This is a genomic window from Pseudomonas sp. Irchel 3E20, assembly GCF_900187645.1.
Taxonomy (GTDB): Bacteria; Pseudomonadota; Gammaproteobacteria; order Pseudomonadales; family Pseudomonadaceae; genus Aquipseudomonas.
Genome location: NZ_FYEE01000005.1, coordinates 164,971 through 188,692, shown reverse-complemented (window position 1 = coordinate 188,692; position 23,722 = coordinate 164,971). Strand labels below are relative to the sequence as shown.

Below are 23,722 nucleotides of genomic sequence, written 5' to 3'. Positions count from 1 at the left end.
CTATGACTCCCACCCTTCCCCGCCGCCCACGCTGGCGCAGCCTGGCACTGCTGGCCCTGTGCCTGGCGCCGTTGCTGTGGCCGCTGGAGCACTTGGCCGAGCGCTACTACCGCAGCGAACTGGCGGGGCAGAACCGCCAGACCCTGGATCTCTACGTCGCCAACCTGCTGGGCACCCTGCACCGCTACGAGGTGATGCCCCAAACCCTGGGTGACCTGCCGGCGCTGCGGGCGGTAATCGCCGCGCCGCACCATCGCCTGACCCAGGACAACGCCAACCAGTTGCTGAAAAACATCGCGGTGCAGAGCGGCGCCGAAGTCATGTACCTGATGGACACCACGGGCAACACCCTGGCGGCGTCCAACTGGGACAAAAGCGACAGCTTCGTCGGCCGCAATTTCGCCTTCCGCCCGTATTTCAGCGAAGCCATGGCCGGGCGCCTGGGGCGGTTTTTCGGCCTGGGCACCACCTCCGGCAAGCGCGGCTACTTCTTCGCCGCCGCCGTGCACGATGCCGAGCAAGTGGTGGGCGTGTTGGTGGTCAAGGTCGACCTGGACCACACCGAGCGCCTGTGGGGCAACACCCCCGAGCAACTGCTGGTGACCGACCACAATGGCGTGGTCATCCTCACCTCGCGCCCGCAATGGCGCTTTCGCGCAACCCGCCCCCTGACCGCAGCCGAGCGCGAATCGATCGCCGCCGTGCAGCCCTACCCCACCCGCGACCCGCAGCCGCTGAACCTCAACCCCGCCGCGTGGCTGACCCAGGTCCAGCAAATCGACGAAACCGGTTGGAGCGTGAGCATCCTCGCCCCGCGCACCCTGATCGACCGCCCGGTGCGCACCGTGCTGGTGATCGGCGGCGCAGCCCTGCTGGTGTTGATGCTGTTGCTGGGGCTGATGATGCAGCGCCGCCGCCATTACCTGGACCGCATCGCCTTCGAAGCCAAGGCGCGGCGCACCCTGGAAATGCGCGTGGCCGAGCGCACCAGCGACCTCGAAGGGCTGAACCGGCGCCTCAAAGAAGAAGTGCTGGAACGGGAAACGGCCCAGCAAGAACTGGTGCGTGCCCAGGATGACCTGGTGCAGGCCGGTAAGCTCTCGGCCCTGGGCACCATGTCGGCGAGCATCAGCCACGAGCTCAACCAGCCCCTGGCGGCGATCCGCAGCTACGCGGAAAACGCCGAAATCCTCCTCGACCACCAACGCCTGGACGACGCCCGCGGCAACCTCAAGCTCATCAACGAACTGACCGGGCGCATGGCCTCGATCATCGCCCACCTGCGCGCCTTCGCTCGCCGCGACCGCCATGCCCCGGAAAGCGTGGCCCTACAACCGGCCCTGGACGATGCCCTGGCCCTGCTGGCCAAACGCCGGCGCGCCATGGAAGTGGAACTGATCCGCGACCTGCCGGCCGCCACCCTGTGGGTCGAGGCCGGCGAAACCCGCTTGCGCCAAGTGCTGGGCAACCTGCTGGCCAACGCCCTCGACGCCCTCACCGAAAAAGGCCCGCCGCGCAAACTCTGGCTCAGTGCCCAGGCCACAGACGAGGGCGTTACCCTGTCCATCCGCGACAACGGCCCGGGCTTTTGCATGGAAGCCCTGGGCCGGGCCAGCGAACCCTTCTACACCACCAAGACCCGCACCCAGGGGCTGGGGCTGGGGCTGGCGATCTGTGACACCCTGATGCGCGCCTTTGGCGGTGAACTGTCGTTCGCCAACCACCGCGAAGGCGGCGCCCTCCTGACCCTGCGCCTGCGTGCCGGCGCACCGGGCGTGAGCCTGCAACCTCCCGAGGACCGAAGTTCATGAGCGCCCCCATCGACCACCGAACCCAGGTGCTACTGATCGATGACGATCCCCACTTGCTCCAGGCCCTGAGCCAAACCCTCGACCTCGCCGGCCTCAAGGTCCAGGCCCTGGCCGAGGCCCAAGGCGTGGCCGCGCGCCTGGAGCGCGACTGGCTGGGGGTGGTGGTCAGCGACATCCGCATGCCGGGCATGGATGGCCTGGAGCTGCTGGCCCAATTGCACGGCCAGGACCCGGAGCTGCCGGTGCTGCTGATTACCGGCCACGGCGACGTGCCGCTGGCGGTGCAGGCCATGCGCGCCGGCGCCTACGATTTCCTCGAAAAACCCTTCGCCAGCGACGCCCTGCTCGACAGCGTGCGCCGCGCCCTGGACCTGCGCCGCCTGGTGCTGGACAACCGCAGCCTGCGCCTGGCCCTGAGCGAGCGCAACGAGCTGAGCGCGCGCCTGGTCGGCCAATCGGCGCCGATGCTGCGCCTGCGCGAGCAGATCGGCGCCCTCGCACCGACCCACGCCGACGTGTTGATCCTCGGTGAGACCGGCGCCGGCAAGGAAGTGGTCGCCCGCGCCCTGCACGACTTGTCGGCGCGGCGCAACGGGCCGTTCGTGGCGATCAACGCCGGCGCCCTGGCCGAATCGGTGGTGGAAAGCGAACTGTTCGGCCACGAACCCGGCGCCTTCACCGGCGCGCAAAAACGCCGCATCGGCAAGTTCGAGTTCGCCAACGGCGGCACGCTGTTTCTCGATGAAATCGAAAGCATGAGCCTGGACGTGCAGGTCAAGCTGCTGCGCCTGCTGCAAGAACGGGTAGTCGAACGCCTGGGCGGCAACCAACAGATCAAGCTGGACATCCGCATCATCGCCGCCACCAAGGAAGACCTGCGCCAAGCAGCCGACCAGGGGCGGTTTCGCGCCGACCTGTATTACCGCCTCAACGTCGCGCCGCTGCGCATCGCGCCGCTGCGCGAGCGGGGCGAGGATGTGCTGGCGCTGTTCCAGCATTTCGCCGACGAAGCCAGCGCCCGCCACGGCTTGGCCCTGCAAACCCTGCAACCGGGGCAGCGGGCGCTGCTGCTGCGCCACACCTGGCCGGGCAATGTGCGCGAACTGCAAAACGTCGCCGAACGCTTTGCCCTGGGCCTGGAACTGGCCCTCGACAACCAGGAACCCGACGCCGCCACCGCGGCCCTGGGCAACCACTTGGGTGGCGGCCTGAGCGAGCAGGTCGAAGCCTTCGAGAAAAACCTGATCGCCGCCGAACTGACCCGCCCGCACAACTCCGTACGCAGCCTCGCCGAAGCCCTGGGCATCGCGCGCAAGACCCTGCACGACAAACTGCGCAAACACGGCCTCAACTTCGCCGACGCCAACAGCCACAACAACGCCGATGACCCGGATTGACCCACCCCACGAGACCCCGCCAATGAGCCGCGAGCGCCAACACCTGGAATCGATGCTGCACCACGACATCCCCCTGACCCGGGAAATGGGCCTCAAGGTGCTCGATTGGCAATCGGCGCAACTGCGCCTGCAACTGCCGCTGGCGGCCAACGTCAACCACAAGAGCACCATGTTCGGCGGCAGCCTGTACTGCGCCGCCGTGCTGGCGGGCTGGGGCTGGCTGCATTTGCGCCTGCGCGAAGAAGGCATCGACGAGGGGCACATCGTCATTCAGGAAGGGCAGATCAGCTATCCGCTGCCCGTCACCACCGATGCCATCGCCTTGTGCGCAGCGCCGGATGAGGCGCAGTGGCGCAAGTTCCTGGCCATGTACCGGCGCCACGGCCGCGCCCGCCTGACCCTGCACACCCGCGTGGTCAACAGCGACAGCGACGAAGACGCCGTGCGGTTTAGCGGGCAGTACGTGTTGCATCGGTGAAGGCAAACATTTTCAGCGCGCGTTAGGGCCTGGGTGCGGGCGAGCCCGCTCCCTCAGGGCAGGCTCTCTGCCATAGAGGGCGGTCAGGGGATCTGCGGTCGATTGGCCCAGTCCAGCATCGGCGCGGGCACGGGTTTGCCGAACCAGTAGCCCTGGCCCAGGTCGCAGTCGTGGTCGAGCAGGAATGCCGCCTGTTCCACCTGCTCGACCCCTTCGGCGTGGACCTGCATGCCCATGCTTTGCGCGAGGGCGATTATCACCCGCACGATGGCCGCGTCGTCCTCGTCCCAGGGCAGCCCGGCGACAAAGCCCTGGTCGATCTTGAGCTTCTGCACCGGCAAACGCTTGAGGCGCAGCAGCGACGAATAACCCGTACCGAAATCGTCGATGGCCAGGCGCAAGCCCAGTTCGCGCAAGCGGTGCATTTGCTCCAGGGCCACTTCCGGGTCTTCCATCACCGCACTCTCGGTCACTTCCAGTTCCAGGAAAGCCGGGTCCAGGCCAGTGTCGTGCAGCACTTGGGCAACCTGTTGGAACAGCTCTCGGCGGGCGAACAGACGGCTGGAGACATTCACCGCGACAAACGACAGGTCCACCCCGGCCTTGAGCCACTCACACATCTGTGCGCACGCCTGGTGCAGCACCCAGGCGTCGATCTCGGCGATCAACCCGGTGCGTTCGGCAATCGGAATGAATTCGGCCGGTGCCACCAGGCCCCGCTCCGGGTGCTGCCAGCGCACCAGCGCTTCCACCCCCACCAGGCGTCGGCTGCGCAGGTCGTGTACGGGTTGGTAGTAAACCCGCAATTCCCCTTGTTCGAGGGCGCGGCGTAGCTGGCTGGCGATTTCCACCCGGTGCTGGGCGTGGGCGGTCAGTTCTTCGGTGTACAGCGCGTAACCCTCGCGCCCGGCGCTCTTGGCCTTGAACAGCGCCGAGTCGGCGTTGCGCAGCAGTTGCTCGGCGCTCAGGGCGTCGCTGGGGAACAGGCTGATGCCGATGCTGGCGTTGACGAACAGCGCATGCCCGCCCAGTTGGAACGGTTCCTTGAGGCCATCGATCACCCGTTGCGCCAGCGCCGCGGCCTGCATCAGTTGCGGACAGCTCTCGGCGAGCACCGCAAATTCATCGCCGCCCAGCCGCGCCAGGGTGATACCGGGGCCGAACATACCCTGCAGGCGCTCGGCCACAGCCTTGAGCAACTGGTCGCCGACGTTGTGGCCGAGGCTGTCGTTGATGATCTTGAAGTGGTCCAGGTCGATCATCAGCAAGGCGCACCCGCGCTTGTGGATCTGCGCCGACGCCAGCGCCTGGGCGGCGCGGTCGGTGAACAGCAAACGGTTGGGCAGGCCGGTGAGCGGGTCGTGGTGGGCCAAGTGGGCCAGTTCGTGCTCCGAATCCTTGATGGCGCTAATGTCGGAAAACACCGCGACGTAGTGGCAGACTCGGCCCTTTTCGTCGCGAACGGCCCTGATCGTCTGCCATTGCGGGTAAATTTCGCCGCCTTTGCGCCGGTTCCAGATCTCACCGCTCCATTCGTCATGGCTTTGCAGCGTGGCGAACATCTCCTCGTAGAACGCCTTGGAATGATGACCGGACTTGAACAGGCTGGGTTGGCGACCCAACACCTCATCTTTTTGGTAACCGGTTATTTCGGCAAAAGCGCGGTTAACGTGCACGATCTGGCCTTTGGTGTCACTGACCAACACCCCTTCGCGGGTGCAATCGAACACGGCAGCGGCCTGGCGCAGGCGTTCGCGGTCGGCCTTGCGGTGGCGCACGGCGGCGTCGATGCCGAGGAAACTGAGCCAGCCGCTGCGGGCGGCAAAAATCAGCACGGCACTGAATAACGTCCACAGCCCACCATTGACGAGCTGCCAACGCGCCACGTCGGCAGATTCATCCAAGTGATTGCTCAATAAATAACCAGTAATCGACAGCCAGAGCAGCGATAACAGGAAGTAGAGCAGCGCTGCGCGTAAGGCGTCGCGAGAAGAAACCGACATAAGGCAGCCAAGAGTCCCTACGAAAAGTTGGGGATTATAGGGGAAAGAATCATTACGCCACTGTTATCTGTCGCCTCGGCTGGTTTTATCTGCGGGCATGGTGATAATGCGTCGGCAGTCTCTTTACTTAATCGAGGGCCAAACAGCCTATGTGGTACAACGGTTTTCTTGACTTGTCGCCGTGGCAACTGGTGGCAGTCACCCTGTTGATGACCCACGTGACCATCATCGGCGTCACGGTTTATCTGCACCGCTACTCGGCCCACCGCTCCCTGGAACTCAACGCGGGCCTCAAGCATTTCTTCCGTTTCTGGCTGTGGCTGACCACGGCGCAGAACACCCGCGAGTGGACCGCCATCCACCGCAAGCACCACGCCAAGTGCGAGACCGTGGACGATCCCCACAGCCCGGTCATCAAGGGCCTGTCCACGGTGCTGCGCAAAGGCGCCGAGCTGTACCGCGCCGAGGCAGAAAACCCCGAGACGCTGCGCATCTACGGCAAGAACTGCCCGGACGACTGGATCGAGCGCAACCTCTACACCCGCTTCCCGCTGCTGGGCGTGGCCTTCATGGGCATCATCGACCTGCTGCTGTTCGGCACCATCGGCATCACCATCTGGGCGATCCAGATGATGTGGATTCCGTTCTGGGCCGCCGGCGTCATCAATGGCCTGGGGCATGCCGTGGGCTACCGCAATTTCGAGTGCCGCGACGCCGCCACCAACCTGGTGCCGTGGGGCATCCTGGTGGGCGGCGAGGAGCTGCACAACAACCACCACACCTACCCCAACTCGGCCAAGTTGTCGGTCAAAAAGTGGGAATTCGACCTGGGTTGGGCCTGGATCAAGGTGTTCAGCTTCCTGCGCCTGGCCAAGGTGCAACGCGTGGCGCCCATTGCCCACCGCGTCGAAGGCAAGGGCCACCTGGACATGGACACCGCCATGGCGATCCTCAACAACCGCTTCCAGATCATGGCCCAGTACCGCAAATTGGTGATCGCGCCCCTGGTCAAGCAGGAGCTGGAGCGGGTCGACCACTCGGTGCGCCACCAGTTCCACCGTGCCAAGCGCTTGCTCTCGCGCGAAACCAGCCTGTTGGACGACCGCCACCACGTGCGCATCCAGACCATGCTCGAACACAGCCAGGCCCTGAAGGTGATCTACGAAAAACGCCTGGCCTTGCAGCAGATCTGGGCCAAGACCAGCAGCAACGGCCACGACATGCTCGCCGCGATCAAGGAGTGGATCCACGAGGCCGAGGCCAGCGGTATTCAGTCGCTGCGTGAGTTCGCCGACCAGTTGAAAACCTACTCGCTGCGCCCCGCCACTGCCTGACCCCGCACCCCGGCGCGCCCCGTTCGCGGGCGCGCCTTGCGGAACTTCGTGCCTTTTCCCTTATCTCAAAGAGCCATTCGCCGCTGGCACGGCGTGCCCTTTGAGATTGTGCCGATGATCGATAAGAACCTACACAGCGCTTGCGGGCCGTTGCCGATGGCCGGCGCGGGCCTATTGCCGCCGGGCGAGCGCGCCCGGGACTTCTTCGAGCGCGCCACCCTGGCCTTCGACAAAGCGCGCCTGCAGGGCGCCCCACTGGCATTCTTACGCCTGGAGATCGACGACCTGGCCCACGTCAACGCCCGCTACGGCCAGCGCCAGGGCCTGCGCGTGCTGCGGCGCATCGCCGAACGCGGGCGTCTGGTCTTACGCCATGGCGATCTGTTCCGCCATCTCGAGGGTGAAACCTTTGCCGCCGTACTCAACGGTTGCCCGCCCGACATGGCCGCGCAAGTCGCCGAACGCCTGCACCAGACGATTCACGGGCTGAGCTTCGACCACGACCGCCAACACTTCAGCATTACCCTCAGCCTGGGCCTGGCCAGCCTCGGCGGCACCGACCTGAGCCTGCAAAGCCTGGCCCTGCGCGCACAAAACGCCAGCCGCGAAGCCAAGCATCTGGGCGGCAACCGCATTGCGCTGGGCTGAGGCCCGTTTGCTACAAAGCCATCAGCCCCGACGCAGGCGCGCCAGCTCCGGCAGGCCGAGCCGCAACAGGCGTGCGGTTTTGCTGCCGGCCAGGGCTTCGATGCCGTCCGCGGTGCGCAGGCGCGCCATTTGGGCGGCCATGTTCATCACCAAGGCTTCGCGCGAGTAAACCCCGCCGCCCAGGTGATAGATCGCCGCGATCAACTCCCGCAGTTCCAGGGGCAAGCGCCAGCGGGTGCGCAGCGCCGAGCCGTAGGCCGCACCAAAGCGCGCCAGGGCCTCGCCTACGTCTTGCTGGTCGTCCAACTCGCCGCCCGCCTGCAACCACTCCTGCAGGCAGCGCAGCAGCGCCAGGTCGCCCAGGCAATGCAGCATGCCCGCGCAATAACAGCGCTCCTGGTCCAGTTCCAGGGTGCGGGCCAGGCTGCGTGCATATTCGGCGGTGTGCAGCGACAGTTGCCAGTAACGCTCGGCGTAATCGGCCAGCGCCGGGTCGCTCAGGCGCGCGCTGCGCTTGAGGGCCAGGCCCAGGATCAGGTTCATGCTTTGCCCGCTGCCCAGGCGCTGCAAGGCCTGGGGCAGGGTTTGCACCGCGCTGCCGTGATGCTGGGCCGCGCTGTTGGCGGCGGCGATCAGCACGGCGGTGATCTGCGGGTCGGTGCGGACTTCCTGTTCCAGCACCTTCAGATCCAGGCCTTGGGGGTTGAGGCTGCGCTTGACCGCCAATTGCACATCAGCCAGCAGCGGCGCGCCATCGGCCACGTCGCGGCGCCGTTCCAGAAAGCCATTGAGGCTAATGCCCCGCGCCAGGGCCGGCACCTCGCAGGTCAGCGGCGGGCCCGCGCCCAGCAGCAACTCCCGCAAACGCTGGGTCAGGCCTTCCATGTCCAGGGGTTTGGTCAGGTAAGCGGTGGGCGCCAGGGGCAAGGCTTGGCGCACGCTGGCACTGTCGCTGCGGTGGCTGAGCAACATGAACGGGAGCACCGGGTTGCGCCGCTGCTGACGCATGCTGCGCAGCAGGCCCAACCCATCGACACCGGGCAACTCCCAATCGGCAATCACCAGGTCGTAGGGCTTTTCGCTAAACAGCGCCAGCGCTTGCTGGCCATCACCGCACACATCCAGCCGCGCATCGCAACGCACGTTCAGCACGACCTGCTTGAGCAAGTCTCGCGACCAGGGGTCCGCGTCCGCGATTAGCACTCGGGGTGCAGCGGGTACATCAACAGCCTTCATCAGCACGCTCCAGACAATGGCTGAACTTTAGACAATGCTGGCCTTTCGATACAGCACAAAGCCCGAATAACCGCGCAAAGCCATAAAAAAACCCGCCGAAGCGGGTTTTTTGTCGATCAACTCACACTCACAGCTCGGCGAAGCACGCTTCGATGATCGCCAGGCCCTTGTCCAGTTGCTCGTCCGGCGAGGTCAGCGGCACCAGCACCCGCAGGACGTTGCCGTAAGTGCCGCAGGACAGCAGGATCAGGCCCTTTTCACGCGCCTTGGCGACCACTGCGGCCACCGCCGCCGCGTTGGGCTTGTGGGTGTCGCCATCGTCGAACAGCTCAACGGCGATCATCGCCCCCAGGGCGCGTACGTCGCCGATCACCGGGTATTTCGCCTGGATCGCCTTGAGGCCACTCACCAAGCGTTCGCCCACGGCTTTGCAGCGGTCGAGCAGCTGCTCTTCTTCAAAGACTTCCATCACCGCCAGGGCCGCGGCACACGCGATCGGGCTACCGGCGTAGGTGCCGCCCAGGCCACCGGGGGCGATAGCGTCCATGTACTCGGCCTTGCCGCAAACACCGGCCAGCGGGAAGCCACCAGCGATGGATTTGGCGAAAGTGGTCAGGTCGGCGGCAACGCCCATCTGTTCCATGGCGAAGAAGGTGCCGGTACGACCGGCGCCGGTTTGTACTTCGTCAGCGATCAACAGGATGCCGTGCTTGTCGCACAGCTCGCGCAGGCGCTGCATGAACGCTTTCGGCGCGACGTAGAAGCCGCCCTCGCCCTGCACTGGCTCGATGATGATGGCCGCGATGTCACGGGGCTCGGCGTCGTTCTTGAAGATGCGTTCGATGCTGGCGATGGAGTCGTCGACGCTCACGCCGTGCAGCTCGTTGGGGTACAGCGCGCGGAAGATACCGCCCGGCATCAGGCCCATGCCCGCCGAGTACGGCACGACTTTGCCGGTCAGGCCCAGGGTCATCATGGTGCGGCCGTGGTAGGCGCCGGTGAAGGCGATCACGCCGGCGCGGCCAGTGGCGGCACGGGCGATCTTCACGGCGTTTTCCACCGCTTCGGAACCGGTAGTGACCAGCAGGGTTTTCTTCGCGAAATCACCCGGCACCTTGGCGTTGACCTTCTCGCACAGCTCCACGTAGGGCTCGTACGCCAACACCTGGAAGCAGGTGTGGGTCAGTTTGTTCAGTTGCTCGGTGACCGCCGCGATGATTTTCGGGTGCAGGTGACCGGTGTTCAGCACCGCGATACCGCCAGCGAAATCGATGAACTCGCGACCTTCGACGTCGGTCACGGTGGCGTTCTTCGCCGAGTCGGCGAAGATCGGGTGAATCTGGCCAACACCGCGCGGTACAGCGGCTTCGCGGCGTTTCATCAAAGAAGCGTTTGTCTTGCTCATAAAGTCCTCATTCGCCACTCATCGGGTGGCGCAGCTCAAGGATTACGTGGTGGGGAGGCAACTACGCCAGCATGCGATGATCGACTGCCACAGCTTTCCCGGCCACTTCGAATAACGGTTTGGAACGCGCCAGGGGTCAGCGCTCTCGTGCCCCTGGCGTTTGCAGCATTCCCGGCCGGGCTTAGATGCCCAGGCAGAGGTATTTGATTTCCAGGTAATCCTCGATCCCGTACTTGGAGCCTTCACGGCCCAGGCCCGAGGCCTTGATGCCGCCGAATGGCGCCACTTCGTTGGAGATCAACCCGGTATTGACGCCAACCATGCCGTATTCCAAAGCCTCGGCCACGCGGAACACCCGGCCCAGGTCACGGGCGTAAAAGTACGACGCCAGGCCGAACTCGGTGTCGTTGGACATCGCGATCACTTCGGCCTCGTCCTTGAAGCGGAACAGCGGCGCCAGCGGGCCGAAGGTTTCTTCCTTGGCCACGGCCGCGTTCTTGGGCACGTTGACCAGGATGGTCGGCTCGAAGAAGTTGCCTTCCATAGGTTTGCCGCCGGCCAGCAGTGTGGCGCCTTTGCTCAGGGCGTCGGCGATGTGTTCCTGGACCTTGGCCACAGCTTTTTCATCGATCAGCGGGCCAGTGGTGGTGCCCTCTTCCAGACCGTTGCCGATCTTGAGCTTGGCCACCGCCACCTTGAGTTTTTCGGCGAAGGCGTCGTAGATCGAGTCCTGAATGTACAGCCGGTTGGCGCAAACGCAGGTTTGGCCGTTATTGCGGTACTTGGAGATGATCGCGCCTTCGACGGCCTTATCCAGGTCCGCGTCGTCGAACACGATGAACGGCGCGTTGCCGCCCAGTTCCAGGGAGACTTTCTTGATGTCCTTGGCGCATTCGGCCATCAGTTGACGGCCAATTTCGGTGGAGCCGGTGAAGGACAGCTTACGCACGGTGGGGTTGCTGGTCAGCTCGCCGCCGATGTCGCCGGCGCTGCCGGTGACCACGCTCAACACACCTTTAGGGATACCGGCGCGGTGCGCCAGCTCAACCAGGGCCAGGGCCGAGAACGGAGTTTGCGAGGCAGGTTTGATGACCATGGTGCAACCGGCGGCCAGGGCCGGGCCGGCCTTGCGGGTAATCATCGCGGCCGGGAAGTTCCACGGGGTAATGGCGGCGGTCACGCCGATCGGCTGCTTGATGACGATCAGGCGCTTGTCGGGCTGGTGGCCGGGGATCACATCGCCGTAGATGCGCTTGGCTTCTTCGGCGAACCACTCGATGAACGAGGCGGCGTAGACGATTTCGCCCTTGGCCTCGGCCAGCGGCTTGCCCTGCTCAAGGGTCATCAGGCGGCCGAGGTCGTCCTGGTTCTCGATCAACAATTCGTACCAGCGGCGCAGCTTGTTGGCGCGCTCCTTGGCGGTCAGTGCACGCCAGGCTGGCAACGCCTTGTCTGCGGCCTCAATGGCCCGGCGGGTTTCAGCGGCGCCCATTTTCGGCACGGTGCCCAGCACTTCGCCGGTGGCCGGGTTGGTGACCTTGATCGTCTGACCGTTGTCCGCGTCGACCCAAGCACCGTCGATGAAGGCTTGCTGGCGGAACAACTGGGTGTCTTTGAGCTGCATGTAGGCTTTCCTTAACAGCACCGCACAAGGCGGAGCGAATTGTTGATTGTTAAAAAAGGCGCCTCAAGGGCTGCCGTCAGGAAATTCATTCACCGGGCCGAAGCACAATCAGCGCACGCGGGAACGAGCGTGCGGTTCAGCACCCAGACAAGAGCGTTTGAAATCTCAAACGAATCCTAGGTTCAAAGGGGGTAAAGGACAATAGGTTGTTCGAAAAAAAGAACAAAACCCCTCGCCCTGGCGGCACTTTCAGATCAACGCCCGCCTCCGCCGCCCGACGGGTAAAAAACACCTGTCGATTCAGCAGCATGGACGCCCGCAATGCATATGAGTATCATGGCGCCCGCATTGCACCAGTAGCTCAGCTGGATAGAGTACTGCCCTCCGAAGGCAGGGGTCGTGGGTTCGAATCCCGCCTGGTGCACCATATCGCAACACCCCAACAAGCCCGCCTAGTGCGGGCTTTGTTGTTTCTGGCGCTGGCGTTTGCGCGCTCAGGCCAGGTGTTTTTCAAAACGGACATCACCTTCGGGCAAGTCTTCCACCGGCACCCAGCCCAGGTGACGATAGAAGCCACTGGCGCGGCTGGCGGCGGCGGTTTCCAGCCATATCACCCGGTGGTGCTGGAACAGGAAAGCCTCGGCGTGTGCCATCAAGCTACGGCCCAAGCCGTACCCCTCGTACTCAGGCAGGACGAACGCGGCAAACACGCAGGCGTCGTCGAGGTCAGCCATAGAAAACCCCACCGGCACACCCTCGACCTCGGCCACCCACACACAAGGTGCCAGGGAAATGGCCTGCCGTATGGCCTCGGGGGTTATGCCCATTTGCGTTAGCTGCTCATGGGATAGGTGGTTTTCCTTGACGCTGGTGCGGATATCAAAGATTGCGGGAATATCCGCATCTGTGGCCGCTCGTATTGTTTTTTCCCCTATGCACTCCATCGTTTGCCTCTGCCTCTCAATATTCCTGCGTGCAATCACGGATCGAAGGCCGTCACCTTGGGCTGGCAAGTATCCAAATCAGTCATCAACCCTGCCCCTCAATCACCCGCACCTCACAATTGCCATGCAACGCGCAATAGCGCGCCAATTGCCCCAGCCGCCGTTCCAACTCCTGCAGCAGGCGATTACGGGTGGTGGTCACTTCGGTGCGGTTGAACAGGCCCGGTTCGACGGTGTAGAGGTTGAACATGCGGTTGATGGTGGCCGGGCCGGCGAGGGTGAAGTTCTCTTGGGAGCTGTGGTTGTACAGCGCCACCATTTTGCCGTTCTGGCTGTCGGTGGCGCGCGCGAACAGCAGGCTGACGGTTTGCCCGGTGCGGATGCGCACGTCGCTATTGGTGAACTGGAAGCAGGCTTCCTTGCCGTCGCGCAGTTGCACCCAGAATTCATGCTCTTGGACGTTGTGGCTGCTCACGTGCATTGACGACGAGCTGCCGCCGATGGAGCCGTAGCCGTCGATCAGCAGGCCGCCGCCGGCGTGGTGCGAGTGGCTGGCGCTGAGGTGGGTCTGGTTGCGTTTCTGGGTGTCGAGGACTTGCCCGGTGACGACAAAAAAATGCAGCTGGCGTTCGTCGTGGTTGAACGGTTCATCGATGAAGTTGGGGTCTTCGGGCGCCAGGCTGATGTCGTACATGGTGCGGATCATTTCGTCGCGCGCGGCCTTGTCGTGCCGGGCGCGTTCCTTGAGTTCGGCGCGGCGCAGCTTGGCGTCTTCGATGGCCTTGAGTGCCTGAGCCTTGAGGATGGGGGTCTTTTCCTGGGCATAGGCCGCAGCCTTGTCGCTAGCGTCCTTGAGTACCGGCGCGGCTTTCTGGCCGGCCTCCACCGCCATGTCCCGGGCCTTGGTCAGCGCCTGGGCGGCCTTGGCCGCAAGTTCGGGGTTGGCATCGACGGCTTTCTTTTTCAGGTCATCCCACAGACTCATTGCCTATCCTCTTCGCGCTTGATCGATATACAAACCGCGCTCCTGCGCGGTGGCGAAAGAGTTTACAGGCTCTGAAGATGACTCCTACACAGACAATTGCCGCGACATCATCGCCAAGCCTGCAGGAAATGCCGAAACAGGCCACGCCGTGCGGGGTGCTATTGCGTCCTGGCGTTTTTCGGCTGTTGCGCAGCCGAGCGCGGGCTAGCCCGCTTGCTACACTCCAGGCCATCAAGAAGCGTGGTCGTCCCCAGAAGCTTCTTAGGTCGCGGCGCCGAACCCGGCGTCGCGTGGCCCCAGCCGACGAACAGGGACGGCCCATGCCCGCAACCTCCTCCCCCCCCGCCGATAAACTGGACAGCGTCCAGCTCTTGCGAGCCATCGCGGCGACTGCCGTGGTGATTTTCCATGTGCCGCTGTTCCGTAACGGTGCCTGGGGCGTGGATATTTTCTTCGTGATAAGCGGCTTCATCATGGCCCTGGTCACGGCCCAGTCCAAACGCCACTTTTTTGCCAAACGGGTGATTCGCGTGGTGCCGCTGTACTGGCTCGGCACCCTCGGCGTATTCGCCATCGCCCTGCTGCTGCCCAACCTGCTGGACAACACCACGGCCGATTGGCCCGGCCTTATCAAGTCGCTGCTGTTTATCCCCTACCAAAAGGGCGAGTTCGTCCAGCCCCTGCTCTACCTGGGCTGGACCCTGAACTACGAGATGTTTTTCTACCTGGTGTTCGCCCTGTCCATGGCCGTCAGCCAGCGCCACCGTTTGCTCGTTTGTTCAAGCGTGCTGCTGGCCCTGGTGGCGCTGGGCAAAGGGCTGACGCCCGAGTCCGTGCTGGGGGAGTTCTACACCTCGGACATCCTTGCTGAATTCGCCCTGGGGATGGGCTGCTACGTCCTCTATATGCGCACCCAGGCCTGGCGCAACGCCGGCCCCGCGCCAGGCGTGCGGGTGGCGCTGGTGCTGCTGGGCGTCGCGGCGATCGCCTGCATGCCGTTCACCGCGCCGTTGGAGCCGTGGCTGGGGCGTATTGGTTGCTGGGGCCTGCCGGCCACGGTGGCGTTCCTGGGGTTGGTGCATGGTCTGGCCGGGGTTCGCTTGCCCGCCATCCTGGTGCTGTTGGGGGATGCCAGTTACTCGCTGTACCTGTTCCACCCGTACGTGATGAAGGTGTTCAACAAGGTGTTCCACGTATTAGACACCCCGGGTGCCCTCGCCTACCTGATAACTCCCGTGGCGATTGGCCTGTGCTACCTGATGGCGATCAGCATGTATCGCCTGGTGGAACTGCCGATGACCCAATGGCTGCGGTGGGTTTTTCTTGACCGGCCCCGTAATGCGCGGCCCTACGAACAGGCCTTGTAGGCAAGGGGCCTCGCCCGCGCTGGGTGCGCGCAGCCCTATACGATGGGGTGCCCGGCAGGTTTCTACGGCCGCTGCGCCGCCGGGCGCGGGCGAGCCCCCTTGCTACTGGGCGTTGGGACGTCGTCGGTGTCGTGCTCGCTCTCGTCCTCTTCGTCGGTGAGGACCTCTTTGCGGGTGTCGGTGATCGCGCGGCGGATGTCTTCGCCCAGCACCGGGCAATTGAGCAGTTGGGCGATACGGTCGATTCGTTGGGTCAAGGCTGGCCTCCCATGCACCAGTAAGTACCCCGATAGTGCTCGCTTTCGCTCCGCGAAGCCATGACCACAGGGCATCGCCGGGCACTAAGGCCTGGGCGCGGCGGCGCGCGAAACGCTTGCCGTGGCGCACAGGCCTCGGCCCCCTTGAAGCCCCCGACGGGTAAACCGCTATCGCGGGCAGGCCCGCTCCCACAGGGGGCTGCCCCGCAAGTTATTGAACCCCGGCAACGCCACCCAGTTTGCTCATCAGGAAGCCGACGAACTGGTCAACGGTCATTTTCTGGCCGTTGAAGGTCACTTCGCGGTTGGTGTAGTGCAGTTTGGAGACGATGTTGGTGCCCTCGAGGGTGGCCAACTCGGTGCCCAGGGCCATGGCGGCGATCATCTCGCTGGTCATGTTGGCTTGCTCGCTGATGGCCTTGGCGTCCGTCAGGCCTTCGACCTGAGCCTGTACCGCGACCACGTCGGCGATCATCGGCTTGGACAGTTGCAGGTTGAAGTCCAGCATCGCCACCAGTTGCTGGCCCAGCTCGGCGGACGGCAGCTCCAGGGATTGCGGCTGGGTCAGGTCCACCACCAGGCTCATCCGGCTCTCGCCGTTGGCGGTCTTGAACGACAGGTTTTCCAGGGCGACCTGGGGTTTGGCGGCCAGCAGTTTTTCCAGGCCAGCCTTGACCTGGGCTTGCTCGGCTTCGTTCAGTTGCAACTGCGGCGCGGGCTCGCCCGCCGCTTCAGCAGCCGCAGCAGCCTCTTCATAGGGTTGCAGCTTGGTCTGATACACCTGCATCAGCGACAGGGTGGCGGGGATGTCGAGGTTCTTGATGCCCCAGGCCATGTTTGCGCTGCCCAGGGTCTTGCCGTTATAGGCCACGTCGCCAATGGTGTAGACGGCACGCCCGGCGGCGTTGCTGCCCGACTCCTCGGTGCTGCTGCGGGCTTCGAATTTCTTCAGGCTGAGCACCGCTTGCTGGGAGCCGAAGGTGGTCTTGGCTTCCTTGAGCTCCAGGTTGTTCTGGCCCAGGTAGTAGCCGAAGGAGCCTTTGGCCAAGTCGCTGGCCAGGGTCAGGCCATTGAGCTCCATGAGCACCGGGGTCTGGTCTTCGGCCACGGTGGCCACCGTGAGGCTGTCCATGTAGCCATTGGCCTTGAGTTTTTGCGCCTCGGCGGCCACGGCCAGTTCCATGTTGAGGCCGGAGAATTTCAGGGTGGACTGCTCGTCCAGCGCCAGTTCCAGGGGCAGCAGTTCGACATTGCCGCTGGCCGAGCGGTCGTAGCCCAGGTTGACCACGCCTTTGACCGGCGAGGCATCGTGGGTGGCGGCGAACCATTTTTCGGTGAACGGGGTTTTTTCCAGGGAGTAATGACTGGTGGCCATTACCGGCAGCCACTTCAGGGTGACCAGGCGCGAGAACGGCAGCGGGCCGTGTTCGATGCGGTCGGTGAACAGCAGCTCCACGCCCTCGGCCGCGTCGCCGAACATCTCGCCCTGGCCCTTGAGGCGGTAGCGCGCCACGCTGCTGAAGGTGCCGCGCTCCAGCGATACCAGCTCCAGGTTGGCGGTGCCGTTGGAGCCGATCATCGCCGCTTGCAGTTCCTTGTTGGCCTCCTGCACGGAGGTCTGCAGCACCCCTTCCAGCTTCGTGCCGGTGTACCAGGCGCCGCCCGCGCTGATGGCACCTACTGCGACGACAATCCCTACCAGTACGCCTGCTGACTTATTCATGTGGTTCCCGATCGATATCCGTAGTTGAAAACTGCGCCGCTCATCCCTGAACCCTTTGGGGGCCGTGGCTCGACGGTGCGAAAGTGCCGGGCAGATTAGCACTGCCTTTGGCCGCAGACCGCAACTTTGCATGTGAAAAACAGTGAAGGCGACGCGACCGCCGGTCTGGCGGGGGCTGTAAATTTTGCCTGGCGGGCCTATTCTTCATTTGACGAAGCAAAGCACGTCAAATGATAGGAGCCAGCATGAGCGTTCAATCCCTTGTCCGTAAACCCGCCCGGCCCGCCGCGCAGCCTGTGGATAAAACCGAGCACCCGTTGTTCTGGAACATGGTCCAGGAGCTGCTCGGCCATAGCGAAAACCAGCGCCTGGAGCTGATCCTCAACGGTTTTTCCGCCACGTGGATCGACGAAACCAAAGCCGCGTTCGGCCTCAACAACCGCTTGATCGAGGCGCTGTTCAACACTTCGCTCTCTACCCTGGAGCGCCGCCGCAAGGACGACAAACCCCTGGGCCCGGTGGCGTCCGAGCGTCTGGACCGCATCGCGGTGATCGCCACCCAGGCCGCCGAGTTGTTCGAGGACCAAGGCAAAGCCGTGGCCTGGATGACCGCACCGAACCAGGCACTGAACAACAAGACCCCCATCGAACTGTGCGAAATGGAAATCGGCGCCAAGCAGGTGCGCCGGGTGCTCAACGCCATGGAATGGGGCGGCGTGGTCTGATGCGCGCCTGGAGGATCGCCAAGGCCAAACGCGCCCGTGACCTGAGCGGCACGGGCGCCGCCATGGAAGGCGGGCGCTGGAACGACATCGACGTGCCCGCCGTGTACATGGGCCTGAGCCCGGCCATTTGCGCCCTGGAAACCTTCGTCCACGCCACGCGCATGCCCGACTACCCGGTAAAGATCACCTGCTTCGAGCTGCCCGACGAACCGACGCTGTACCTCACCCCCCAGCAGTTGCCCAAGGGCTGGGACCTGCGCCCGTTCGACCGGCCCAGCATGGATTTCGGCACCGCGTGGCTGACCGAGGCGCGCTACCTGGGGCTGCGGGTGCCGTCGGTGATCCTGCCGCTGGAGCAGAACCTGGTCATCAACCCGCGCCACCCGGCGGCCAGCCGCATCGAAGTGGTCGAGGTCTACGACTTCAGCTACGACCCGCGCATGTTCGCCAAACGCTCGTAGGTAGAAAGCGGGCGAGCCCGCTTTCTACGGTGTTAGGTGTATTCGATTTCCATGGCATCTAGCTGGTGGTCGAAGCTTTTCAGGCGGGCGGTCCAGGTGTACACCAGCACTTCAAAATCACGGTTTATCACCGCATTGCCCGGCCCGCCGACGCGGGGGTCGTGGAAATCCAGTTGATAGCGCTCGCGGGCCATGGCGGTGGCGACGTCGCTCAGTTCCCGGGCATTGTTCAGCCAGTGGCGCCCGGCGACTTGGCGGTCGAGGCTTTGGCATTGCTGCTTGAGGGCTTCGAGGCTTTTTTCCAGCGGGGTGCCGGTGAGTTCGCCCATCACTTCTTGGAAGGTGCGCCCCGGCTGCCAGTAGCTGCCCCAGAAGTAGCGGTCGAACACGGTCTCGACCCGGCGCAGGGCGACCTTGGTGTCCCAGATCAGCACGCGGGTTTTGCCTTGTTCGAGTTGGCGTTTGCGGGTGCGCTGGTTTTGCACCGCGGCCCAGGCCACCACCGCAATGGCCATCACCGCGATCAACGCGCAGACGCTGTCGAGGAACACCAGGGCCTTGTCGATCTGGTGGGCCAGCATGATGCCGTAAAAGTAAGTCGCCGAGAGCAGCACCAGCGCGACGATGGCGCACCAGAAGCCGGGAGCATAAGGGTTTTTCATTATTGGAATCCCCATGACCAACGCGAGCCTGAACCGTGGCCCAGTGGCTTTGCGCCACCTCGGCCCGACAGTTCAAAGCATAGCAATGGCCCCAGGATTTACTGCGCGGCAAACGATGCGTTCGTCTGCTTTTGTGCGGGGCGGTTCAGCTTTGGCGGGGCTTGCGTAGGAGCAGGTTCAATTGGTCGACGATCTCGGCCCAGTCAGCGTCGTCAAGAATCTCTTCGCGCAAAAATTGCGCCTGGGCGGGCGTCCAGAACAAAGCGTCGGCCAGGAGCACATCCGCCTTGAGCGGCGAATGGCTGGTGATGAACTGGTCAATGCTCAACGCGTCCTCGGGCAAGCCCAACTGCTTGAACAGGGCGGGCAGGCTGTGGGTAGGTGATTCCATGACAACAACTCCAGATCGTAAAGGGGCAAGCGCCTGAGTCTAGCAGGGCTCAGGCCCGCGCCCTCTCCTGCCCGCCATCCACGGCCAGCAGCGTGTCGATCATGGCCCGCGCCGCCGGGGACAGGCGATAGCCCGCGCGGCTGACGATGGCGCAACGCGATTGCAGGCTGTCGATGTTGGGCGCCAGGTTGCGCCAGTGCAGTTGCACCAGCGCACCACCCGCCGCGGCCTCGCTGAACGCTTCGGCGCTGCCCACGCCAATGGCCTGGGACTGGCCGACGATCTTGACCAGCGCGGCAAAGCATTCGGTTTCGATGGCGGGGGAAAAATCCGTGCGCCCGCTGAGGTTGGCGAGCAACTTGCGCACCCCCGGCGCCATCAGGGTAGTGGCCAGCGGGTAGTCGAACAGGTCGTTGGTGGAGAGGCTTTCCTTGGCCAGCAACGGGTGCCCGGCGCGGCAGAAAAACACCCCGCGCCGGGGGCTGAGGGCGCGGGTCTGGTAGTTGGGGTCGGCGTCGAAATGGCGGCCATCGGCGATGAAAAACTCGATATCTTCCCGGCCCAGGCTGCGGCTGAGGTTTTCCCAGTTATCCACCGCAAACCGGGTACGCACGTTGGGGTGGGCGCTGATGAACTGCGCCACCGCCGTGGGCACCAACGCCACCGCCGCGCCCGGGCCACAGCCAAAACGCAGCTCGCCGGCGTCGAGTTTGGTCATCTGCGTGACCTGGCTGGTGAGCAACGCCGCCCCCTGCACCAGCGACAGCGCGTGTTGCAGCACCACTTGGCCTTCGGGCGTGGGGCGCAGGTCCTTGTGGCCGCGATCCACCAGCACACAGCCGAATTCTTGCTCCAAGCCCTGGATGCTGCGGCTGAACGCCGGTTGGGTGATGCCCATGGCTTCGGCGGCCCGAACGAAACTGCGGTGCTCGTTGAGGGCGATGAAGTAACGCAGTTGGCGCAGGTCCATGGGGGTCCGGGCGTGGGAAGGAGTGGTGGAGGGGGTTTTAGCGATTTGTGGGTTATTCCGTCAACGGCTATTAAATTTTCAATCTAGACCTAAAAGGAATATTGAAAACTCTCGATGGTGAGGAGCGCTTTACGCTCCAGCACGGGCGAGCCCCCTTGCTACAGGCGACAGCAGCGCAAAAAAACGATGCCTTTGACGAATACTTTTTATGCCGGCAAGGCATGCCGCCAGCGACGTTTTGGCCGCAGGCCTTGAACGGCGGGGCCTGGCGGGAATCACTTGAATGTCATATTCCATAAACACCTATAAAACACTCAAAAAATTACTTTAAGAGATAAATAACTCCCGCCAATCATTCCCTCCAGGACGACGCCGCCCACGGCGCTACGTCGATTTTCTGCAACCAAGGAGTGAAGCAATGGGCAACGTCCAGACCGCCAGCAAGCACGAGGTGCTGTGGCGCCAGGCACCGGGTGGTGAGTTGGTCGACCTGGGCCGCCCCCATCGCCTGCCGCTGGGGCAGTTGCGGTTGCAGCGTGCGCCCAAGGGCGTGCTGCGCCGCCGCGAAGGCATCGCCCTGGGCGCCCTGGCCCTGCTGCTGCACGGCGCAGTGCTGTATTGGGTGAGCCAGCAGCCGACGCCGGTGCTGCCCATCGTGCCGCCGGAAATTCCACCGATGACCATCGAGTTTTCCCAACCCGCGCCGCCCGTGGTCGAACCACCGCCGCCGCAGCCCGCACCGCCTCCGGTGGTAGAACCGCCACCGCCGGTGGAGGACGAGTTGGCGGTCAAGCCGCCCCCGCCCAAGCCTGTGCCCAAGCCAACACCCAAACCGGTGCCCAAGCCTGTGCCAAAACCGGCGCCCAAAGCTGTGGAGCAACCCCCGGCCCCACCGCAACCGCCAGCCCCCGTGGTGGCCGCCCCGGCACCGCCGGCACCTGCGCCAGTCACCCCGGCCTCAGCCAACGCCGCGTACCTGAAGAACCCGGCACCGCAGTACCCGTCACTGGCCCAGCGCCGGGGCTGGGAAGGCACCGTGCTGCTGCGGGTGCAGGTACTGGCCAGCGGCAAGCCCGGCGAAATCCAGATCCAGAAAAGCAGCGGCCGCCAGCCACTCGACGACGCAGCCCTGGCGGCGGTCAAGCGCTGGAGCTTTGTCCCGTCCAAGCGCGGCGACGTGGCCCAGGACGGCTGGGTCAGCGTACCGATCGATTTCAAGATTCATTAATCCCGACCACGGATGAGGGGCGGTGAAGCGCTATGGGGGAGCGGGCTCGACCGCCCCCCATGCACGCCCGCCCACCGCCTCGCACCATCGCCACAGAGGAACCACACCATGACATTACTGGCATCTCCCCTTGAATCCATCGAAAGCGCGGTGATCTGGCTGCTGGTGGTTTTTTCCGTCGCCACCTGGGGCCTGGCCCTGCTCAAAGGGGTGCAGTTCGCCCGCCTCAAGGCCCAGGACCGCAAGTTCCACAAGCACTTCTGGGCCGCCTCCAGCCTCGATTCGGCGGCGCCACTGAGCGAAAGCCACCCCGGTGCCGCCGCCCGTGTGGCCCAGGCCGGCTATGCGGCGATCCAGGTCGGCGAAGCGCCCCACACGGCGGACCTGAGCCAGGCCATCAACCACCAAGACCGCCTCGAACGGGCCCTGCGCCAGCAAATCGTGCGTGAACGCCGCTCCCTGGAAACCGGCCTCGCGGTGGTGGCCAGCATCGGTAGCACCTCGCCCTTCATCGGCTTGTTCGGCACTGTGTGGGGCATCATGGAAGCGCTCAAGGGCATCAGCGCGGCGGGCTCGGCGAGCCTGGAAACCGTGGCCGGGCCCATCGGCGCAGCGCTGGTGGCCACCGGCGTGGGGATCGCGGTCGCTGTGCCAGCGGTACTGGTCTACAACTACTTTTTGCGCCGCTTGAAGCTGACCGCCGCCGACCTGGACGACTTCGCCCACGACTTCTACAGCCTGGCGCAGAAGAGTTCGTTCCGCGTGCTGCTGCACCCCGCCGGGCAAAAAACCAGCGCCCCCGCCGCCGGGCAAAACGTGAAGGAGGCGTCCTGATATGGCCTTCTCGACCCAAGACAGCGATGAGGTGCTGAGCGAAATCAACGTCACGCCCCTGGTGGACGTGATGCTGGTGCTGCTGGTGGTGTTTATCGTCACCGCGCCGCTGTTGACCAACGCCATCCCGATCAACCTGCCCAAGACCGAGGCCGTGGCCCCGGTGGAACAAAAAGACCCATTGGTGGTGAGCATCGACGGTGCCGGCAAGGTGTTTATCAACAAGGATGAAATCCAACCCGACCTGCTGGAATTCAACCTACAGGCCGCCAAGGCCAAGACCCCCGACGTGCGCGTGCAATTGCAGGCCGACGACGGCGTCAACTACGGTGAAGTGGCGCGCGCCATGGCCGCCATCGAACGCGCGGGGATTACCAAGCTGTCGGTGATTACCGCCCGCTAAGCATTACCTTCACACGACTTTCGGACCGTCTCCTTGGCAGGGTGCGGTCCTTTTTTCGCTTCACGTTTTTAGCTTCACGCTTCAAGCCAAAGCCCTACCCCGCTCCGACTTGCCGCTTGCAGCTGCACATTAAAAAATAATTTTTTGGTTATTAACAAATAGCTTCTTATTCCTTAACGAATATAAAACTCGTCCCTATACTCGGCTGCAAAGACAACGCAGCCGGAGGGTTCCCCATGCGCAACGAGTCGATTCGCTATCTGATCGTGCCGGGCTGGCAAGGATCGCCAGAAGACCATTGGCAGAGCCATTGGCAGAACAGTTTGCCTAACAGCGCCCGCGTCGAGCAGGCCGATTGGTTGACGCCGCGCCGCGAGGATTGGGTTGCGGCGCTGGCCGAGGCGATTGCCGCCGACAGCACGCCGGTGATCCTCATCGCCCACAGCCTGGGTTGCATCACGGTGGCGCACTGGGCGGCGCAGGCACCGGTGAGCCTGCTGCGCCAGGTGCGCGGTGCCCTGCTGGTGGCGCCCGCCGATGTGGAGCGCCCGGCGTGCGCGCCGGCGCTGCGCAACTTTGCGCCGATCCCCGGCGATCTGCTGCCGTTCCCCAGCCAAGTGGTCAGTTCCGACAACGACAGCGCCGTCAGCGCCAGCCGTGCCCTGGCGCTGGCACGCAACTGGGGCGCCGAGGCGGGGATTCTTAGCGGCGCCGGGCATATCAATGTGAAGTCCGGGCACCAACGCTGGGAGCAGGGCTTCGCCTACCTCTATCGCCTGCAAAACCGCATGGAACAACACGCCCTGCGCCGCGCTTGAACCCTTTATTTCGTTAAC

The 23,722-nt window shown here is 64.1% G+C and carries 23 protein-coding genes and 1 tRNA gene; 13 read left to right on the top strand and 11 right to left on the bottom strand.

The genetic code is table 11. The features are described from left to right. The first annotated feature begins 2 nt into the window (after positions 1 to 2). Genes CKW13_RS11745 through CKW13_RS11735 form a run of 3 tightly spaced genes read left to right on the top strand, consistent with a single transcriptional unit; the run spans position 3 to position 3,686 of the window. The gene (locus tag CKW13_RS11745) at positions 3 to 1,811 is read left to right on the top strand and encodes an ATP-binding protein (RefSeq protein ID WP_095108781.1); all 1,809 of its coding nucleotides are present in this window, start codon (positions 3 to 5) and stop codon (positions 1,809 to 1,811) included. After that, positions 1,808 to 3,208 (top strand): sigma-54 dependent transcriptional regulator, encoded by a 1,401-nt coding sequence (locus tag CKW13_RS11740; protein WP_095108780.1) that lies wholly within the window; start codon positions 1,808 to 1,810, stop codon positions 3,206 to 3,208. The genes CKW13_RS11745 and CKW13_RS11740 overlap by 4 nt, the downstream gene beginning before the upstream one ends. Before the next feature lie 22 nt (positions 3,209 to 3,230). Beyond that, a complete protein-coding gene (locus tag CKW13_RS11735; protein WP_095108779.1) occupies positions 3,231 to 3,686 on the top strand; it encodes a YiiD C-terminal domain-containing protein in 456 nt (151 codons plus the stop codon). 83 nt (positions 3,687 to 3,769) lie between these two features. On the opposite strand, the gene dibA is transcribed toward CKW13_RS11735, so the two are convergent. Next, on the bottom strand, positions 3,770 to 5,689 hold the full coding sequence (gene dibA / locus CKW13_RS11730; RefSeq protein WP_095108778.1) for a phosphodiesterase DibA: 1,920 nt from the start codon (positions 5,687 to 5,689) through the stop codon (positions 3,770 to 3,772). 149 nt (positions 5,690 to 5,838) lie between these two features. Here dibA and desA point away from each other — a divergent pair, with 149 nt between their 5' ends. Together desA and CKW13_RS11720 are read left to right on the top strand one after the other, a co-directional pair. Beyond that, the gene (gene desA, locus CKW13_RS11725) at positions 5,839 to 7,023 is read left to right on the top strand and encodes a delta-9 fatty acid desaturase DesA (protein ID WP_095108777.1); all 1,185 of its coding nucleotides are present in this window, start codon (positions 5,839 to 5,841) and stop codon (positions 7,021 to 7,023) included. A gap of 93 nt (positions 7,024 to 7,116) precedes the next feature. Next, entirely contained in the window at positions 7,117 to 7,671 is a 555-nt protein-coding gene (locus CKW13_RS11720; RefSeq protein ID WP_256576571.1) for a GGDEF domain-containing protein, read from the top strand. 21 nt (positions 7,672 to 7,692) lie between these two features. Here CKW13_RS11720 and CKW13_RS11715 read toward each other — a convergent pair whose 3' ends face one another. From CKW13_RS11715 to gabD, 3 genes are all read right to left on the bottom strand, one after another. Then, entirely contained in the window at positions 7,693 to 8,907 is a 1,215-nt protein-coding gene (locus CKW13_RS11715) for a response regulator (RefSeq protein ID WP_095108775.1), read from the bottom strand. Between the two features lie 127 nt (positions 8,908 to 9,034). After that, positions 9,035 to 10,312, bottom strand: coding sequence for a 4-aminobutyrate--2-oxoglutarate transaminase (gene gabT, locus CKW13_RS11710; protein WP_095108774.1), 1,278 nt, complete (start codon positions 10,310 to 10,312; stop codon positions 9,035 to 9,037). Between the two features lie 181 nt (positions 10,313 to 10,493). Further along, positions 10,494 to 11,936, bottom strand: coding sequence for an NADP-dependent succinate-semialdehyde dehydrogenase (gene gabD / locus CKW13_RS11705; RefSeq protein WP_095108773.1), 1,443 nt, complete (start codon positions 11,934 to 11,936; stop codon positions 10,494 to 10,496). Positions 11,937 to 12,286: 350 nt separating this feature from the next. Here gabD and CKW13_RS11700 point away from each other — a divergent pair. Beyond that, positions 12,287 to 12,363, top strand: a tRNA-Arg gene (locus tag CKW13_RS11700). Positions 12,364 to 12,430: 67 nt separating this feature from the next. On the opposite strand, the gene CKW13_RS11695 is transcribed toward CKW13_RS11700, so the two are convergent. Both CKW13_RS11695 and CKW13_RS11690 read right to left on the bottom strand, forming a co-directional pair. Next, complete coding sequence (locus CKW13_RS11695; RefSeq protein WP_095108772.1) at positions 12,431 to 12,880, bottom strand: GNAT family N-acetyltransferase; 450 nt, start codon at positions 12,878 to 12,880, stop codon at positions 12,431 to 12,433. 85 nt (positions 12,881 to 12,965) lie between these two features. Further along, a complete protein-coding gene (locus CKW13_RS11690) occupies positions 12,966 to 13,865 on the bottom strand; it encodes a hypothetical protein (RefSeq protein WP_095108771.1) in 900 nt (299 codons plus the stop codon). A 320-nt stretch (positions 13,866 to 14,185) separates the two neighbouring features. Here CKW13_RS11690 and CKW13_RS11685 point away from each other — a divergent pair, with 320 nt between their 5' ends. After that, positions 14,186 to 15,232 (top strand): acyltransferase, encoded by a 1,047-nt coding sequence (locus tag CKW13_RS11685; RefSeq protein WP_176465097.1) that lies wholly within the window; start codon positions 14,186 to 14,188, stop codon positions 15,230 to 15,232. Between the two features lie 62 nt (positions 15,233 to 15,294). Here the strand turns inward: CKW13_RS11685 and CKW13_RS11680 are convergent, their stop codons facing one another. Next, entirely contained in the window at positions 15,295 to 15,489 is a 195-nt protein-coding gene (locus tag CKW13_RS11680) for a hypothetical protein (protein WP_095108769.1), read from the bottom strand. A 211-nt stretch (positions 15,490 to 15,700) separates the two neighbouring features. Then, complete coding sequence (locus CKW13_RS11675; RefSeq protein WP_095108768.1) at positions 15,701 to 17,212, bottom strand: YdgA family protein; 1,512 nt, start codon at positions 17,210 to 17,212, stop codon at positions 15,701 to 15,703. Between the two features lie 245 nt (positions 17,213 to 17,457). Between CKW13_RS11675 and CKW13_RS11670 the strand changes: the two genes are divergently transcribed. After that, positions 17,458 to 17,937: an antitoxin Xre/MbcA/ParS toxin-binding domain-containing protein gene (locus CKW13_RS11670; RefSeq protein ID WP_218192051.1), complete on the top strand. Its 480-nt coding sequence runs from the start codon at positions 17,458 to 17,460 to the stop codon at positions 17,935 to 17,937. After that, on the top strand, positions 17,937 to 18,398 hold the full coding sequence (locus CKW13_RS11665) for an RES family NAD+ phosphorylase (protein WP_095108767.1): 462 nt from the start codon (positions 17,937 to 17,939) through the stop codon (positions 18,396 to 18,398). The genes CKW13_RS11670 and CKW13_RS11665 overlap by 1 nt, the downstream gene beginning before the upstream one ends. A 32-nt stretch (positions 18,399 to 18,430) precedes the next feature. Here the strand turns inward: CKW13_RS11665 and CKW13_RS11660 are convergent, their stop codons facing one another. The 3 genes from CKW13_RS11660 to CKW13_RS11650 all read right to left on the bottom strand — a co-directional run bounded on the left by CKW13_RS11660 (position 18,431) and on the right by CKW13_RS11650 (position 20,421). Continuing rightward, entirely contained in the window at positions 18,431 to 19,060 is a 630-nt protein-coding gene (locus tag CKW13_RS11660) for an NADH:ubiquinone oxidoreductase subunit N (RefSeq protein ID WP_095108766.1), read from the bottom strand. 145 nt (positions 19,061 to 19,205) lie between these two features. Further along, a complete protein-coding gene (locus tag CKW13_RS11655) occupies positions 19,206 to 19,451 on the bottom strand; it encodes a DUF2789 domain-containing protein (protein WP_095108765.1) in 246 nt (81 codons plus the stop codon). Between the two features lie 49 nt (positions 19,452 to 19,500). Next, positions 19,501 to 20,421 carry a LysR family transcriptional regulator gene (locus tag CKW13_RS11650; protein ID WP_095108764.1) on the bottom strand — a complete coding sequence of 307 codons (921 nt, stop codon included), beginning with the start codon at positions 20,419 to 20,421 and terminating at the stop codon, positions 19,501 to 19,503. Positions 20,422 to 20,839: 418 nt separating this feature from the next. On the opposite strand from CKW13_RS11650, the gene CKW13_RS11645 reads away from it, so the two are divergent. From CKW13_RS11645 to CKW13_RS11630, 4 genes are all read left to right on the top strand, one after another. Then, positions 20,840 to 21,649 carry an energy transducer TonB gene (locus CKW13_RS11645; protein WP_095108763.1) on the top strand — a complete coding sequence of 270 codons (810 nt, stop codon included), beginning with the start codon at positions 20,840 to 20,842 and terminating at the stop codon, positions 21,647 to 21,649. Between the two features lie 108 nt (positions 21,650 to 21,757). Then, a complete protein-coding gene (locus CKW13_RS11640; RefSeq protein WP_095108762.1) occupies positions 21,758 to 22,483 on the top strand; it encodes a MotA/TolQ/ExbB proton channel family protein in 726 nt (241 codons plus the stop codon). A 1-nt stretch (position 22,484) separates the two neighbouring features. Further along, complete coding sequence (locus tag CKW13_RS11635; RefSeq protein ID WP_095108761.1) at positions 22,485 to 22,886, top strand: biopolymer transporter ExbD; 402 nt, start codon at positions 22,485 to 22,487, stop codon at positions 22,884 to 22,886. Between the two features lie 236 nt (positions 22,887 to 23,122). Continuing rightward, positions 23,123 to 23,704, top strand: coding sequence for an alpha/beta hydrolase (locus tag CKW13_RS11630; protein ID WP_095108760.1), 582 nt, complete (start codon positions 23,123 to 23,125; stop codon positions 23,702 to 23,704). Positions 23,705 to 23,722 lie beyond the last annotated feature (18 nt).

What these genes read in the sequence shown, in the direction of transcription:
- CKW13_RS11645 (WP_095108763.1), top strand. Translation starts at nt 20,840, where the DNA reads ATGGGCAACGTCCAGACCGCCAGCAAGCACGAGGTGCTGTGGCGCCAG.
- CKW13_RS11665 (WP_095108767.1), top strand. Translation starts at nt 17,937, where the DNA reads ATGCGCGCCTGGAGGATCGCCAAGGCCAAACGCGCCCGTGACCTGAGC.
- CKW13_RS11740 (WP_095108780.1), top strand. Translation starts at nt 1,808, where the DNA reads ATGAGCGCCCCCATCGACCACCGAACCCAGGTGCTACTGATCGATGAC.
- CKW13_RS11655 (WP_095108765.1), bottom strand. Translation starts at nt 19,451, where the DNA reads ATGGAATCACCTACCCACAGCCTGCCCGCCCTGTTCAAGCAGTTGGGC.
- CKW13_RS11690 (WP_095108771.1), bottom strand. Translation starts at nt 13,865, where the DNA reads ATGAGTCTGTGGGATGACCTGAAAAAGAAAGCCGTCGATGCCAACCCC.
- CKW13_RS11675 (WP_095108768.1), bottom strand. Translation starts at nt 17,212, where the DNA reads ATGAATAAGTCAGCAGGCGTACTGGTAGGGATTGTCGTCGCAGTAGGT.
- dibA (WP_095108778.1), bottom strand. Translation starts at nt 5,689, where the DNA reads ATGTCGGTTTCTTCTCGCGACGCCTTACGCGCAGCGCTGCTCTACTTC.
- CKW13_RS11660 (WP_095108766.1), bottom strand. Translation starts at nt 19,060, where the DNA reads ATGAAAAACCCTTATGCTCCCGGCTTCTGGTGCGCCATCGTCGCGCTG.
- desA (WP_095108777.1), top strand. Translation starts at nt 5,839, where the DNA reads ATGTGGTACAACGGTTTTCTTGACTTGTCGCCGTGGCAACTGGTGGCA.
- gabT (WP_095108774.1), bottom strand. Translation starts at nt 10,312, where the DNA reads ATGAGCAAGACAAACGCTTCTTTGATGAAACGCCGCGAAGCCGCTGTA.
- CKW13_RS11670 (WP_218192051.1), top strand. Translation starts at nt 17,458, where the DNA reads ATGAGCGTTCAATCCCTTGTCCGTAAACCCGCCCGGCCCGCCGCGCAG.
- CKW13_RS11735 (WP_095108779.1), top strand. Translation starts at nt 3,231, where the DNA reads ATGAGCCGCGAGCGCCAACACCTGGAATCGATGCTGCACCACGACATC.
- CKW13_RS11695 (WP_095108772.1), bottom strand. Translation starts at nt 12,880, where the DNA reads ATGGAGTGCATAGGGGAAAAAACAATACGAGCGGCCACAGATGCGGAT.
- CKW13_RS11685 (WP_176465097.1), top strand. Translation starts at nt 14,186, where the DNA reads ATGCCCGCAACCTCCTCCCCCCCCGCCGATAAACTGGACAGCGTCCAG.
- CKW13_RS11630 (WP_095108760.1), top strand. Translation starts at nt 23,123, where the DNA reads ATGCGCAACGAGTCGATTCGCTATCTGATCGTGCCGGGCTGGCAAGGA.
- CKW13_RS11715 (WP_095108775.1), bottom strand. Translation starts at nt 8,907, where the DNA reads ATGAAGGCTGTTGATGTACCCGCTGCACCCCGAGTGCTAATCGCGGAC.
- gabD (WP_095108773.1), bottom strand. Translation starts at nt 11,936, where the DNA reads ATGCAGCTCAAAGACACCCAGTTGTTCCGCCAGCAAGCCTTCATCGAC.
- CKW13_RS11640 (WP_095108762.1), top strand. Translation starts at nt 21,758, where the DNA reads ATGACATTACTGGCATCTCCCCTTGAATCCATCGAAAGCGCGGTGATC.
- CKW13_RS11650 (WP_095108764.1), bottom strand. Translation starts at nt 20,421, where the DNA reads ATGGACCTGCGCCAACTGCGTTACTTCATCGCCCTCAACGAGCACCGC.
- CKW13_RS11635 (WP_095108761.1), top strand. Translation starts at nt 22,485, where the DNA reads ATGGCCTTCTCGACCCAAGACAGCGATGAGGTGCTGAGCGAAATCAAC.
- CKW13_RS11745 (WP_095108781.1), top strand. Translation starts at nt 3, where the DNA reads ATGACTCCCACCCTTCCCCGCCGCCCACGCTGGCGCAGCCTGGCACTG.